Annotated in this window: 16 protein-coding genes and 1 tRNA gene; 3 read left to right on the top strand and 14 right to left on the bottom strand. The window is 57.3% G+C overall.

What is annotated here, in order from left to right:
- Positions 1-8: 8 nt before the first annotated feature.
- The 8 genes from AC13DE_RS09580 to AC13DE_RS09545 form a co-directional block, all read right to left on the bottom strand.
- On the bottom strand, positions 9-671 hold the full coding sequence (locus AC13DE_RS09580; RefSeq protein WP_483047841.1) for a glutathione S-transferase: 663 nt from the start codon (positions 669-671) through the stop codon (positions 9-11).
- Complete coding sequence (locus AC13DE_RS09575; RefSeq protein WP_483047680.1) at positions 668-1,597, bottom strand: AEC family transporter; 930 nt, start codon at positions 1,595-1,597, stop codon at positions 668-670. Before AC13DE_RS09575 ends, AC13DE_RS09580 begins: the two co-directional genes overlap by 4 nt.
- Positions 1,598-1,687: 90 nt before the next feature.
- A complete protein-coding gene (locus AC13DE_RS09570; protein ID WP_483047679.1) occupies positions 1,688-2,485 on the bottom strand; it encodes an MBL fold metallo-hydrolase in 798 nt (265 codons plus the stop codon).
- Positions 2,485-3,291, bottom strand: coding sequence for a TatD family hydrolase (locus AC13DE_RS09565; RefSeq protein WP_483047678.1), 807 nt, complete (start codon positions 3,289-3,291; stop codon positions 2,485-2,487). Before AC13DE_RS09565 ends, AC13DE_RS09570 begins: the two co-directional genes overlap by 1 nt.
- Before the next feature lie 28 nt (positions 3,292-3,319).
- Positions 3,320-4,435 carry a DNA polymerase III subunit delta' gene (locus AC13DE_RS09560; protein WP_446314077.1) on the bottom strand — a complete coding sequence of 372 codons (1,116 nt, stop codon included), beginning with the start codon at positions 4,433-4,435 and terminating at the stop codon, positions 3,320-3,322.
- A gap of 58 nt (positions 4,436-4,493) precedes the next feature.
- The gene (tmk, locus tag AC13DE_RS09555; RefSeq protein ID WP_483047677.1) at positions 4,494-5,165 is read right to left on the bottom strand and encodes a dTMP kinase; all 672 of its coding nucleotides are present in this window, start codon (positions 5,163-5,165) and stop codon (positions 4,494-4,496) included.
- A complete protein-coding gene (locus tag AC13DE_RS09550) occupies positions 5,162-6,331 on the bottom strand; it encodes a D-alanyl-D-alanine carboxypeptidase family protein (protein WP_446297666.1) in 1,170 nt (389 codons plus the stop codon). The genes tmk and AC13DE_RS09550 overlap by 4 nt, the downstream gene beginning before the upstream one ends.
- Before the next feature lie 24 nt (positions 6,332-6,355).
- Complete coding sequence (locus AC13DE_RS09545) at positions 6,356-7,237, bottom strand: SPOR domain-containing protein (RefSeq protein ID WP_483047676.1); 882 nt, start codon at positions 7,235-7,237, stop codon at positions 6,356-6,358.
- 230 nt (positions 7,238-7,467) lie between these two features.
- Between AC13DE_RS09545 and AC13DE_RS09540 the strand changes: the two genes are divergently transcribed.
- From AC13DE_RS09540 to AC13DE_RS09530, 3 genes are all read left to right on the top strand, one after another.
- Positions 7,468-7,557, top strand: a tRNA-Ser gene (locus AC13DE_RS09540).
- Between the two features lie 278 nt (positions 7,558-7,835).
- A complete protein-coding gene (locus tag AC13DE_RS09535) occupies positions 7,836-8,309 on the top strand; it encodes a Panacea domain-containing protein (protein WP_483047675.1) in 474 nt (157 codons plus the stop codon).
- Positions 8,302-8,718, top strand: a complete 417-nt coding sequence (locus tag AC13DE_RS09530) for a hypothetical protein (RefSeq protein WP_483047674.1) — start codon at positions 8,302-8,304, stop codon at positions 8,716-8,718. The genes AC13DE_RS09535 and AC13DE_RS09530 overlap by 8 nt, the downstream gene beginning before the upstream one ends.
- A gap of 34 nt (positions 8,719-8,752) precedes the next feature.
- Here AC13DE_RS09530 and AC13DE_RS09525 read toward each other — a convergent pair whose 3' ends face one another.
- From AC13DE_RS09525 to AC13DE_RS09500, 6 genes are all read right to left on the bottom strand, one after another.
- The gene (locus tag AC13DE_RS09525) at positions 8,753-9,394 is read right to left on the bottom strand and encodes a hypothetical protein (protein ID WP_483047673.1); all 642 of its coding nucleotides are present in this window, start codon (positions 9,392-9,394) and stop codon (positions 8,753-8,755) included.
- 202 nt (positions 9,395-9,596) lie between these two features.
- Complete coding sequence (locus AC13DE_RS09520; RefSeq protein ID WP_483047672.1) at positions 9,597-10,109, bottom strand: helix-turn-helix domain-containing protein; 513 nt, start codon at positions 10,107-10,109, stop codon at positions 9,597-9,599.
- A complete protein-coding gene (locus AC13DE_RS09515) occupies positions 10,109-10,237 on the bottom strand; it encodes a hypothetical protein (protein WP_483047671.1) in 129 nt (42 codons plus the stop codon). Before AC13DE_RS09515 ends, AC13DE_RS09520 begins: the two co-directional genes overlap by 1 nt.
- Positions 10,234-10,524 (bottom strand): winged helix domain-containing protein, encoded by a 291-nt coding sequence (locus AC13DE_RS09510; RefSeq protein WP_483047670.1) that lies wholly within the window; start codon positions 10,522-10,524, stop codon positions 10,234-10,236. The genes AC13DE_RS09515 and AC13DE_RS09510 overlap by 4 nt, the downstream gene beginning before the upstream one ends.
- Before the next feature lie 94 nt (positions 10,525-10,618).
- Positions 10,619-10,822: a helix-turn-helix transcriptional regulator gene (locus tag AC13DE_RS09505; protein ID WP_483047840.1), complete on the bottom strand. Its 204-nt coding sequence runs from the start codon at positions 10,820-10,822 to the stop codon at positions 10,619-10,621.
- A gap of 504 nt (positions 10,823-11,326) precedes the next feature.
- A complete protein-coding gene (locus AC13DE_RS09500) occupies positions 11,327-12,550 on the bottom strand; it encodes a tyrosine-type recombinase/integrase (protein ID WP_483047669.1) in 1,224 nt (407 codons plus the stop codon).
- Positions 12,551-13,003 lie beyond the last annotated feature (453 nt).

The following is a 13,003-nucleotide window of genomic DNA, read 5'->3' as shown; positions in this document are numbered from 1 at the left end:
ACCGCGCGCTACCACAGCGGCGGCGGATCGGTCCGGCCGGAGGCGTCATTCGGCGGGAAGAGCTGCGATTGTCCTGAATCGGCCCACGGCGGGTATTTTTCCATGATACAGGCAAACCCGTCGGACGATAGGAAACGGTTCAACCAATGTTGGAGCCGCGGCCAGTTTTGGGCATCGAACCAAGGTTTGTCGATAAAGGCGAATTGGCGCACGAAAGGGACAATCGCAAGGTCCGCCAAGCTCGGCCGGTCCAGAATAAAGGTGCCGATCTGGTCATTCAGGTCCTGGAGGAACAAGGCGGCCCGGTCGCGGCTAACCGCGGCATCGAGTTCGGGATATCTGCTGCTGTATTTGGTGCGGTCCAGATTGTGCTTGAAAGGGCCATCACAGCGTTCGATCCAAGCCCAGCCCTCGGGCTGCATGGTTGACAGGCCCTGCGGATCGGACGACCCGAGCGCCCAAACCATGATATCCAGACTTTCGTCGATGACACGGTCGGGCAGCACAAGGCAGGGGACAGTCCCGCTGGGAGAGGCGCGCAGGAAAGCATCGGGTTTGTCGCGCAAAGCCACCTCGCGCAGCGCCACCTGTGGCCCGGCTGCATGGAGCAAGGCCAGTCGTGCACGCATCGCATAAGGGCATCGGCGGAAGGAATAGAGCAGCGGCGTCATGGCAGCAGTGATATCCACATCCACGCCGTCAGTACAGATGCACCGGTGGCGATCAGCACCGAACTGGCCGCGACTCGTCGCGCCCGGCCGTACATGTTGGCAAAGATGTAGGCATTGAATCCGGGTGCCATGGCCGCCGTCAGCACGCCCGAGCGGAACAGGTCATCGGGGAGCGCGAAGCTGCGCCCCAGCATCCAGACGATTGCCGGGTGAATGAGCAACGCGATGATGCAGACCATGAGAATGGTCTTGAGATCGCCTTCGGGGCGGTACTGGATCAACACGCCGCCGAGGGCGAACAAGGCGGCGGGCAGTGCTGCGCGAACGATGAGAGACAAGGCATCGTCGACCACACCCGGGATCGGCAGACCGCTGAAATTGACCGCAAATCCCGATACGATACCCAGCACCAGCGGGTTGCGGAACATGGCAACGGCGATATTGCGCAGCAACGACAAACCGGTCTGGTCCCGGTTGCGTACAAATTCCATCACCGTGATGCCAAGCCCGTAGCAAAACGGGGAGTGGATCGCGATAATGGCGAAATTTCCCGTCAGGGCATCCGGCCCGTAGGCCCGTTCAGTGATCGGCAAGCCCAACAGGATCGAATTTGAGAACAGGCAGCAAAAGCCGATTGCCACACTGTCCTCCCATTCACGTTGGAACAAGAAGCGTGCCCCGACGATGCCCAGAGTGAAAGCGATGGCCGCACCGGCGTAAAAGCTGGTGAGCAGCGCAGGGTCGAATGACGCGGAAAGATCAAGCTTTGCGATGGATTGAAACAACAGGCAGGGGATCGCGAAACTTTGCGCAAACCGCATCACGCCGTCGATGCCCGACACCGGGAACAGGCCTCGCCAGACTGCGACGTACCCGAAACCGATGACCAAGAAGACAGGAAGAATAACGTCTAGGAGGGTTTGCACTGGGAAATCGGCCTTAGTGGAGGTGGCGTCGGTCGGAGTGGGGGTTTCACACCCCCACGCCCCCGTGGAGTTTATTTGGCAAAATGAAAATCAGGCGGGGAAGCTTAGGGTAAGGCCATCATAGGCGGGTTGGATGTGGTCGGGCGTCTCATCGGCAAGGGTTTGGTAGTCGAGGTCGTTGTGCATATTGGTCAACACCGCTGTGCGCGGGGCCATCCGTTCGATCCAGCCAAGGGTTTGAGCGAGATGGCTATGGGTCGGGTGCGGATCCCGGCGTAGCGCATCGACGATCCAGCATTCGAGGTTTCCCAGAAGTGGCCAGGCGGTATCGGGTATGGTTGCGACGTCGGGCAGGTAGGCCACGTCGTTCATGCGAAAGCCGAGTGCATCGATGCTGCCGTGGTTCACGGTGAACGGCGTGAAGGTCAGGCTGCCGCCCGCGCCGTCGATGGTCACGTCGCCCTGAATATGGTTCATTTCCAGAATAGGGGGGTAGGAGGATCCGGGTGGTTGGATGAAAACGTAGCCGAAGCGGTCCAGTAATGCCTGGCGGGTAGGGGTGTCGGCCCATACCGCCAAGCGCTTGCGCATGTTGATGACGATCATGCGCAGGTCATCCAGGCCATGAACGTGATCGGCGTGCGAATGCGTATAGAGCACCGCGTCGAGTTGGCCGATATCGGCATCAAGAAGTTGGCTGCGCATGTCGGGCGAGGTATCGATCAGCACCGACGTCGTGCCGGAATCGCTGAGGCGTTGCACCAGGATCGAGCAGCGTCGGCGATTGTTCCTGGGATTGGTGGGGTCGCAGGCCCCCCAGTGGCCTCCGAGCCGCGGCACACCGCCAGAGGAGCCGCACCCGAGGATCGTGATCTTCATCCGCTCCATCACGAGGTCGCCTGATAGGCGGCTGCCTTGGCGAACAGCCGGTCGAAATTGGCTTGGGTATGCGCCGCGAAGTCGGCGTAGTCGATGCCAAAGGTTTCGGCTCCGCGCCGTGCCGTGTGGGCCGTAAAGGCCGGCTCATTGCGTTTCCCGCGGTGGGGCGGGGGTGCCAGATAGGGGCTGTCGGTTTCGACCAGGATACGGTCCAGCGGCGCGTTTGCAAAAATATCGCGCAGGTCCTGGCTTTTGGGGAACGCGGTTATACCGGACATGGAGAGATAAAAGCCGAGATCAAGGGCGGCGCGCCCCAGTTTGGCTGAGGATGAGAAGCAGTGCATCACGCAGGGAAACGCCCCGTTGGCGTGTTCCTGAGTCAGGATGTCGGCCATGTCGTCATCCGCGTCGCGGGCGTGAATGATCAACGGCAGGCCAGTGTCGCGGGCCACTGCAATATGGGTGCGCAGGGACGTTTGCTGGGCCTGAGCCGAGTCAGCCGTGTAGTGGTAATCCAATCCGGTTTCGCCGATCCCGACCATTTTCGGGTGTTTGGTCAGCGCCAGCAGGTCCTCATACGTGGCCATCGGTTCTGCGGCGACGCTCATCGGGTGGGTGCCCGCAGCATAGAACACCGGCGCATGGGCTTCGGCGATGGCACGCACGGCAGGTTCATTGGTGAGTTTGGTGCAAATCGTGACCATGCGGGTGACGCCAGCGTCGGACGCGCGCTGGATGACGTCGTTCAAATTCCCTTCGAAGTCGGGAAAGTCAAGGTGACAATGGCTGTCGGTGATCTGAGGTGTGTCGCTCATGCCTGTCCTGCCTGTTGATCTACGCGGGCTACCTTGGTGCGGCTTCGCCCATTTTGAAAAGGGTATCTAGGACCAGTGCAGCAGGGTCAAGGTTGACGGCCATCCCGTGACGCGCCCGGGTGCTGATGCCCTGTGCCGCTTGCGCCCATTCGCGGCCCTGTTCAGGGGTGGGCGACAGACGCGACAGGATCGCTTGCTCGTCCGGCGCGGCCGCAACGTCGGGAGGGTGCCCCAAAGCGCCGGTGCGGGCAAGGCGCAGCATCAACAGGTCGGTGAGATCGAAGAGCAGTGCCAGTTTTTCTTCCGCCCCCCGTGCCGCCGCCGCTTCTGCCAGTTTAAGGGCCCGGGCCCGGTCAAGACGGGGGAATGTGCCAAGCAACGCAACCAACTCTGCATACAGTTGAAGCCCCCCCATCAACGACAAAGACAGCGCGGCACCCACGGACCCACCGGAAAGCGCCGCCAGTGCCGTCGGGTCGCCGGTGACATCCACGCCAGATAGCTCAAGGGCCTGCGCCATTTGATCGGGGGTCAACGTCCCCAGCCGCAAGGTGCGACAGCGCGACCGTATCGTGGGCAGCAACCCTGACGGCCGATGGCTAATCAGTAGGATGACGGCCCGCGCCGGAGGCTCTTCGAGCATTTTCAGCAAGGCGTTGGCGGCATTCGGGTTCATCAGGTCGGCGTCGTCAACGATGACCACGCGCCGCCCGCCGTCGGCAGCCGACATCTGGAAAAATCCGTTAAGCTTGCGTATGTCATCCACCACGATCTGCTTGCGCAACCGTTTGGTTTTTTCATCGACTGACCGGGTGACGACCTTCAGGGCACCTTCGCCCCCGGCCGAGATCCGCCGGGCCACGGGATGTTCAGGGTCTATATCTAGGGTCGAGGGAGCAACGGAAGCAAACATGCCGCCGTCATCGGGATCAGGCGTCGCCAGCAGGAAACGCGCTAGTCGCCACGCCAGCGTTGCCTTGCCGACACCGCGCGGCCCGGTCAGCAACCAGCCATGATGCAGTTTGCCGGAATTGAAAGCATCGAGAAATGCCGCCTCTGCCGCTTCCTGGCCAATCAGCCTCGCGGTGTCGCGCGGGTGCCGCGCCCCGTCTATACGGTCGGGTTGATACAGATCGTCAGTCATGTGAGCGGTCTAGCAGATTGCCGCGTCAGTAAAAGAGCCGTGGCGATGCCGAAACACGTCATTGCGCCGAACATGCGTGGGGATCGGCCCCGGTCCGACCTGTCTGGGCGATACGGGCCTGGGTCTGGCTGAAGATATCTGCGGCGACACTGTCGATTGGGCCGGATCCGTCGATCACGACAAACCGGTCCGGAAACTCTTGCGCCAGCGACAGGAATCCGGCGCGCATGGCGACCTGTAGATCTTCGCCGAAATCCTCGAACCTTTCTTCGACCGTGTGTCGCGCAAGCGCGCGGCTCAGGCCTTCGGTCGGATCCATGTCGATCAACACGGTCAAATCAGGCTCGACCCCGATCATCAACTTGTGCAAACGGTCCACACAATCGCGCAGATCACCCCGGCTGAGACCCTGATACATACGGGTGGAATCCGCGAACCTGTCGCATATCACGATCTTCCCGCTGGCCAAAGCGGGTTGAATAGTCCGCTCCAGGTGGTCGCGCCGGGCGGCGGTGAACAACAAGATTTCGGTGTGCGCCGACCATCTGTCGGGGTCACCCTGCAACACCAATGCCCGGATTTCCTCGGCTCCGGGTGACCCGCCGGGTTCACGGGTTAGAACAACGTCATGACCGGCCGCCTCAAGCTGGTCCCTAAGCAGTTTCGTCTGCGTGGACTTGCCGGATCCGTCAATGCCCTCGAAGCTGATGAAGAAACCCTTGCAGATCACGAAGCGGCCTCGGGTCCTTCGTTCAGCCGGGTCAGAAGATGGCGTGCTGCGGCTTCGAGTTTGACCAGGAAGCCACCGGCGGCAACACTGTCTTTTGCCACAAGCGGGACGCGCACCTCGGGTAAATCGCCACGGGTCAGGACCAGTTCACCCACGCTCTGCCCTTTGGTGATGGGCGCGCGCAATGGGCCTGTATAGACGACTTCAGCCGACACATCGCTACCGCCAGAAACCGGGACAAGCACCGAAAGATCGTTCTCCAGCTCCATCCCGACAGTGCCCTGCGCACCAAGCACGACGGGGGCTTCGGCGATCAAGGTACCCTTGTCCCCCATCGACCGCTGAGAGAATTGCCGGAACGCCCAGTTCACGATAGCCTCGGATTCCTGTGCCCGCGCCGCGGTGCTGTCGAGCCCGGACAGAACGAAAATCACCCGGCGGTCGCCTTGTTTGGCAGACCCGACAAGCCCATAGCCTGCTTCCTGAGTGTGGCCGGTTTTCAACCCGTCTGCGCCAATCCCCAAGCCCAACAACGGGTTACGATTTGACTTGTTCTGCGGTGCACGGCCATCAAAGAGGAATTCCTGTTGCGCAAACATCGGGTAGTATTGCGGATAATCCGTAATCAGACGCATTGCCAGCAGCCCAAGATCGCGTACCGACATGCGATGTCCGGCGGCAGGCCACCCGTTCGAGTTCGCAAATGTCGAATTCGTCATGCCCATTTGCTGTGCACGCTGGGTCATCAGCCTGGCAAAACCGGCTTCGGTGCCATCGGGGCTCAATGCCTCGGCGATCACAACGCAGGCGTCGTTGCCCGATAGCACGATGATGCCGCGCAACAGGTCTTCGACCTTGACGCGGTCTGTCGTATCAAGAAACATCGTCGACCCGCCATAGGACATCGCGTGTTGCGAGACCGGTAATTCTTCGGTCAGGTCAAGACCACCATTGCTTTTCCCACGTTCGACGGCCTCGAATGCCATGTATAACGTCATAAGCTTTGACATCGAGGCAGGGGGCAAAGGCTCGTCCGCGTTCTTGGTCATCAACACGGTTCCGGTCGTCTGGTCGATGACGTAAGCCGCTTTCGCCTGAGTTTCGAATGCATAGGCAGGCACGGAAAGCAGGATCGTTGCCAAGAATGCTGCAAATAGGCGGATCATGGGCGGGCTCCTCTTTAGATTGGGTTAGCTGGATACCGCGTAGGCGTCCGAATACCCTTCGGTTTTGATGGATTTGAGCAACGAATTCAGCTCTGAGTTTGTCGCTGCCGGCCCGACAACCACGCGCCAGAACGCCTTGCCGTTGATCTCGCTGCGCTTGACCGACGGGACCATGCCGGCGCTGCGCATCTGATTGGCGGCACGGTTGGCATTGGCTTCGATGCTGAAAATACCAATCTGTACGTAAGGCTTGGCCAGCGTCGACGTGGGGTTCGGTGTAGCGGCGGGTAAAGCGGCGGCTTTCGGGGCCGGCGGGGCGCTTACGGCTACCTCAGCAGCGGATGCGGGTTCGGCATCAGGTGTCGCCGGGGGTGACGCGACAACAGGTGCCAGCGCTGTTTCAGTCACCGCCGAAGGTGTCTTGATGGTTGCATCAGGTGCAGAATCCTGAACAGGTGCGTCAACTTCTTCGCGGCGCAGAGCGGTCACATTCAACGGCGCGGGTGCCCCGGCAAGAATGTTCAGCGCGGCGGCCGCGTCGGACGAAATTTGCAACTTGGGGCCGGGCAGATCGCGTTCGCGACGGAACAACGCACCGATAACGAACTTGCCGTTTGCTTCGTTACGGATGATCACCCTTTCAGGTTCTGTGACATCAGGATGCGCAACCCAAACGCCACCCAGGCTGGGGCGACCGTCCCATAACCCCTTGTCGGTCACCGAAAATACATCTGGTGCTTCGACATCGCGTTCGACCAGTTTGGTCGACTCCGTCTGGCCGGACGCGGAATTTCCCTGTCCCAGTCCCAGTGGTCCGATGCCTTCGCACCCCACAAGCACCGTCAGCGCGACCAATACGCCTATGGTCCGGCTTGTGTGGGGAAGGGGAAGCGTTAGCCTGTTCATGATCAGTCGTCCTTGCCTGCAAGCCCGGCGATCCACCCAGAGCTTTGCGCCGATTATACGGCATGTTTATTGCCCCATTGGCGGGGTCTTGCCCACACAGTAACGCGGGCAGGCTGCGGTGAAAAGACCAGCACTTCACGATAGGCAAATTTCCCCATTCGACTTTGTTGCCACCATACGATTTCGATGTTTGCAGAATCGCCAAGACCCCTCTATGCGGTCCCTGCTGCGGAGGAGTGGCAGAGTGGTCGAATGCACTGGTCTTGAAAACCAGCGTGCGTGAGAGCGTACCGTGGGTTCGAATCCCACCTCCTCCGCCATATTTCTTTAAATTAGTAAGTTGTTTCAAGTGCTTATAGAATGTTTTGATTGTGGCGTCCCCCAATTTGACCCCCAGTTCCAATTTGAGTGACCGATTTTTTAAATTGATTTTGACGGTCAGCAAAACTGACAAATTGTTGCGGTCCCCAGCCCTTCAGGCGTTGGAGCGCGTTTTTTCCCGCTTACTTTCTCGGAGCCAACGGGGTTATCCAATCAAAAACTTAAATTCACATTTCTTAAGGAATGCCTATATAAGATGTCTGAGAGGAAGAATTTGATGACATATGACGCCCGCCAAGTTGCTAACTGGTTTGTAAACCGCGCTGGGCGGGACGGGAAGACTTTGTCACTTATGTCGCTTTTAAAGCTGACCTACATCTCTCACGGATGGCATCTTGAGACTCGTAACATGCCACTGTTCTCAAACCGCATAGAGGCGTGGCAGTATGGACCTGTTGTGCCTGAAGTTTACCGGGATTTCCGAAAACAGGGCATCAACGTTTCTGCCCCAGTGAACAGCGTTCCTGATGCCTCGTTCACCGAGCAAGATGAAGATTTTCTCGAGCAGATTTACAAAATATATGGGAGTCTTGCCGCTTTTCAGCTTTCGGATATTACACATGTACCCGGCGGGCCGTGGCATATCGCTACGAAGACGGGGGGGTATTACGCTCAGATACCTGATGAGTTAATCAAGCAGCATTACGTCTTAAAGCGCACTGAGGCGAAAAAGCATATAGCCAATGCCTGACGATATCCCTCCGATTGATCCAGATTTGATTCAAGATGGATCATCCCAACACGCAGGTAGGGAGGAACTTGAATTTGAATTGCTTGAAGCTGAAGCGAGCCTAAAGCGTCTGGCGCATCGTGAACTAGGGCAGCGCTATATCATTAAGTGGGTGGCCGTCTCAACTGGAGTAATTGTTATCCTTGGTATGTCAGGGGCGCTTTGGCACATGGTCCATAGTGTAATCTGGGGGCCGTTCGTTTTCGCCAATGCAGCCTTCTCGGTTGCAATGATAGTTGCCCCCATCACTTCGATAACCGCCATTACCGTAGCGCTGTTTGTGGGAGCGTTTCGGAAATTTGAGGAAAAAGACTTAGAAGTCGTGGGCAACGGAGTCGCTGGTGCCGCGAATTTCATGCGTGGCGACTAACCTTCAATCGGTTGCTTGATTAAGTGCATTTGCACTAATGCCCGAAATACATCTCACGTTCCTCTGGGTTGAGAAGATGTGCAAATTTGCTTAGAAAATGGTGGGTTGCTTGGTTCTCGCACCACTCAATTTCAAAACGCTTTCTTTGATACGTCCGTTGCCACATGCCCTTGGGTTTGGCCGCTATCGAATGCGCGATGCCTGGTTTGCCGCCCAGCGCGGTGCGCAGCTTGTTTGCGCGCCTTAACATGCGGTCATAGCGCGGCTCTGACTGGCTGGCATAGGCGACGTTGTGGCAATGGCGGCAAAGGAAATATCTGCCCCCTGCAAACACCTTGCCGACGCGACGTGTGCAATGCCGACCATTCACTATGCCCTTGCACCTGAAATAGGGGCGAGTGCCGCCATAGTTGCACTCTGCATAGGTCAGGGGTATGGATTGCGTGATGGTTTCCCACTCGCCACCGTAGAGGCGCACCTTGTAATCCAAGACAAGGTGACGCTCCTCTGCGTGGTAGGCGATGCGCCCTGTTTCTATGCCATCCCTTGACCAGATCCAATACCCGCGCCTACCGGGCCTTAGACAGCCCTCGCGGTGCAATCGGTTCACGTCCAGCGATTTTAGGTGTTCGGCTTTCTGGCTGTAGCCACTGCGTCCAGAACCATATCCGCCCATGCGGTGTCTCCTGTAATTTTCCGAAATCATAAACCAAATTCATGTTTTATCGGTGCGCTAAAACCGGAATGCCCAAATTGTGGATGCGCGGTTTTTGCAGCTTGACCCGGTCACGAAATCATCACGCCCCAACTTTCTACCGCCCCCCGCTATCGACGTGCTTATCACGCGTGGCGCATACGCTTAAGGGGAGTGGTTAGTATTAGTGTCCCACCTTAGTACCCAAGCGGGCCTTTGAAATCGCTTTGACGGGTTCTCTGGTGGACCCAGAAACGGGCCTTGGGTTTCGAGGTGGACCCATTGGCGAGGGTGACGGGTACTCTGGTGGACCGCCTCTTGTTTTTGCTCGCCAGCTTTGCCAATCGTGCGTTGCCACTTGAACGCCTCTGGCGGTTTGCATCCGCTTTGTTGTGAGACGCCATTCATGCGCCTTACGGTGATACCAATTGCCAGGGTTTTGCAGGGCTATGAAACCCTTTTCCTCTAGTTCGATAAAGGCGCGCTGGGCGGTGCCTTTGGATATGCCCAGCGCCTTGACCGCTTCATTCATAGATAGCCTGACGTTGCCGTTGTTGCCGCCATTGAAACGGGTGTGCAGTTCCAGCCAGACCTTGACAGCGGCCCCCGAAAGGGACCGCCATGCTTCGGACTTAAGTTGGGCATAGGGCAAGGTGGTGTACTGTCCGTCATTGTCGTTGCGTTTGCCTTTGGCCATCAGCGATGCCCCCCGCGCAATTCGTCATAGGTGCGCGCCCAATGACTAGGATAGTTGTGCTTGTGGATCAGATGCCGCTCAAAGGGTGTGACAGGGGCAACGGGTGGTGGTGTGGGTTCCGTTCTCATGTCATCACCTCAGACCCTAGCAATTGCACCTGAGCGTCACAGGACAGGACATAACGGGCGTGCTGGCCGGGGTATTTGCCATCGTGTGGTTCCATGATGGTTTCTATCGGGATGCCGAGTTCTCTGAGGTCGAAAACATAGCCGCTCCACCGGGGCGCAGGGCGTGTGATGGCGGTGACGCCTTTTGCGCCAGCTTCGGCAAGTTGCACCATCGCCCAACCTAAACGGCCTTTAAGTTCAAACGTGCGGGATTGTTCACTCAGATTGAGTGTTGCTCGGATTTTCATTTTACTGAATCCTTGATTGATGGATTGCAGCGCGGTATCTGGAAGGAAAACTACCCAGCGCCCGCGCCAGTTTTGCTACTGCGTGGGCGTTGCTTTACCCGACACGTTCAGCGGTAGGGCGGGATGCCAGCCAAGCGGTCACGGCACTTTCGGGCCATGCCACGGCGCGTTTGCCGATGCGGACAGGGCGGGGGAAGTCGTCTGTATCCATCATAGCGTAAATGCTTGATCGGCTCAGGCCAGTAGCGGCTTCAACGGCTGGGCGGCGTAAGTGTCGATCGGTTTCACGTCGTTCCATCATTGAACGCTTCGAGTTTTGTTCTGCCATGCGGCAATCCTTCTGTTCGCAGCCGCTTCGCAAATTCGTTGCGACTCACGGCGAATTTTGCGAAAGAGGAACGATGAATGGGGAGTTCTATTCCATCCTGTTCCGGTTGCCTTGATCGTTGACGCGGTCTTGGCAGCCACTTAGAGTTTCGCTCTATGCTAAGCACTTCCTTGATACACCAACTGATTCTGATTGCACAAATTGTATAAGTTGTGGATAACCGGAACTGGTATCTCGCCACATCATGTAGGGTTTTTTCAGGCGTCTCCGTCAATATGTTGTGTGTAATTTTTGAAGATTAGTAAAAAAAATCACATGTATGTAGAGCAGAGTATATTGGTCCCTGAAGCCATTCCAACATGAGTCCAGTTTTTTTATCGTTAAGTTACATGTGTTTACAAATTTAAATTGTTTTTTCGGGTTCTGGCCGACGTGGATCGAATCTATGGGTTATGTTCGCTCATTCAGGCGACTTCAGCCTATAATTGAAATTATCACGCTTTCACCATTACTTACATGACGTTCCCAATGTTCTATTAGCTTCCTGCGCTTGTCAAAGAAATCGGACCGCGCATAGGCCGCCTCTGCCTTATCCTTCACCGTATGGGCCAACGCCGCCTCTGCTACATCGCGGGGCGTGTTGGTGCGTTCTTGGGTCCATGTCTTGAACGAGGTACGAAACCCATGCACGTCCACATCATAGCCCAGCGCCTTGGTCAGCTTTGACAGGGTCATGTCAGACAGCGGCTTGCCGTATTTAGTGCCGGGGAACACCAGACCATCGCCTGACCCCAATTTGCGGGCCTGTGACAGCACCTCAACAGCACGGGGCGATAGGGGGACGCGATGCTCTTTCTTGGCTTTCATGCGGTGCGCTGGGCGGGTCCAGATGGCTTGGTCCAGATCAAACTCCGACCATTCCGCCAAACGCACCTCGCCAGACCGTGAGGCTGTTAAGATAACCAATTCTAACGCCAGTTTGGTGGCGTCCCCTGCATCAGACGTTTTAAGAGCGTCGATAAATTCAGGCACCTTGTCATAGGGCAGGGCTTTGCGGTGCGCTTGGGCCTTGTCCTGTTTGGGCAGGGCTTGGGCGATGGCGTCCGCTGGGTTGTCTTGTCGCCATCCGTTTGCCACGGCCCATTTCATCACGGTGCCAATGCGCTGACGTACACGCCGCGCCGTTTCAGGCTTTTCCAGCCATATGGGTTGCAGCACGGCCAATACGTCCGCCGTGGTCACCTCTGACACCTTCAACTTGCCGATGCGTCGGAAGGTATAGGTTTCCAGCGTCGATATGAATTGCGCCGCGTGTTTCTTGTTGCGCCATGTCGGTTCGTGGATTTTGTGAACTTTGCGCGATGCCTCCTCAAATGTGAGTAAAGCCTCTGAGGCGCGTTTCGATTGCAGGGGGTCACCACCCGCCCGCGCCAGCTTGCGGTTCTGTAGGGCGGCTTCCCGTGCCTCTGCCGAGGTGACAAGCGATGCACTCCCCATGCCTATCTCTGTCCGCTTGCCGCGTATCATAATGCGCTGCACCCAACGCTTCGCGCCAGATGTATCAACCTTGAGAAACAAGCCGTGGCCATCGGTGTATTTGCCGTGGGCGGTGACGGTGCGCACAAACGCAGCCGACAGCGCCTTTTCTGCCCGCTTGCTTGGTTCAGCTCGTTCGATTGCTGTTTTGTCGTCCGCCATTCCGTCCCCCATTATTATCTGGAATATGGGGGACGGCGCTGGAATATTCAAGACGTACATGGGTCTTAAATTATTGAATTATATGATTGTTTAGCGCTTTATGGAATTTGCATTGGCGGACACCTCCTCCGCCAATACAACAGACTATTACGATAATTCTGTTGCAGTGATGTGATAACATCGAAGCGGACGACGACGATTGGTCCCTATTGCACCGCTTGCTCGTTGCATCGGTCCATTCCCTTCGTGCCTTTTGAACACCGGCGCGTGCGTCGCCAGGGACCAGAACGCGCTGGCGTTGTCGACTTGATTTGGAGATATTGGCAAAAGTTGGTGACGCCTGATCAGGCGGCGGTTTGAAGTTGGCGGATCCCGTCTCGGAACTCAATCCCTTGGATGATCTCGGGCAGGCGATTTTGCCCGTCGAGCTTTCGCCATTTTTTCTGCGCCGAC

The organism is Sulfitobacter sp. L-8 (assembly GCF_056859255.1).
This window is presented reverse-complemented; position numbering and strand designations above follow the sequence as displayed.

Excerpts from the sequence above, each read along its gene's own strand:
- AC13DE_RS09580 (WP_483047841.1), bottom strand. The coding sequence starts at position 671 with ATGACGCCGCTGCTCTATTCCTTCCGCCGATGCCCTTATGCGATGCGT.
- AC13DE_RS09520 (WP_483047672.1), bottom strand. The coding sequence starts at position 10,109 with ATGGCCAAAGGCAAACGCAACGACAATGACGGACAGTACACCACCTTG.
- AC13DE_RS09500 (WP_483047669.1), bottom strand. The coding sequence starts at position 12,550 with ATGGCGGACGACAAAACAGCAATCGAACGAGCTGAACCAAGCAAGCGG.
- AC13DE_RS09560 (WP_446314077.1), bottom strand. The coding sequence starts at position 4,435 with ATGACTGACGATCTGTATCAACCCGACCGTATAGACGGGGCGCGGCAC.
- AC13DE_RS09535 (WP_483047675.1), top strand. The coding sequence starts at position 7,836 with ATGACATATGACGCCCGCCAAGTTGCTAACTGGTTTGTAAACCGCGCT.
- AC13DE_RS09545 (WP_483047676.1), bottom strand. The coding sequence starts at position 7,237 with ATGAACAGGCTAACGCTTCCCCTTCCCCACACAAGCCGGACCATAGGC.
- AC13DE_RS09525 (WP_483047673.1), bottom strand. The coding sequence starts at position 9,394 with ATGGGCGGATATGGTTCTGGACGCAGTGGCTACAGCCAGAAAGCCGAA.
- AC13DE_RS09510 (WP_483047670.1), bottom strand. The coding sequence starts at position 10,524 with ATGAAAATCCGAGCAACACTCAATCTGAGTGAACAATCCCGCACGTTT.
- AC13DE_RS09565 (WP_483047678.1), bottom strand. The coding sequence starts at position 3,291 with ATGAGCGACACACCTCAGATCACCGACAGCCATTGTCACCTTGACTTT.
- AC13DE_RS09550 (WP_446297666.1), bottom strand. The coding sequence starts at position 6,331 with ATGATCCGCCTATTTGCAGCATTCTTGGCAACGATCCTGCTTTCCGTG.
- AC13DE_RS09505 (WP_483047840.1), bottom strand. The coding sequence starts at position 10,822 with ATGGAACGACGTGAAACCGATCGACACTTACGCCGCCCAGCCGTTGAA.
- AC13DE_RS09570 (WP_483047679.1), bottom strand. The coding sequence starts at position 2,485 with ATGGAGCGGATGAAGATCACGATCCTCGGGTGCGGCTCCTCTGGCGGT.
- AC13DE_RS09515 (WP_483047671.1), bottom strand. The coding sequence starts at position 10,237 with ATGAGAACGGAACCCACACCACCACCCGTTGCCCCTGTCACACCCTTT.
- AC13DE_RS09530 (WP_483047674.1), top strand. The coding sequence starts at position 8,302 with ATGCCTGACGATATCCCTCCGATTGATCCAGATTTGATTCAAGATGGA.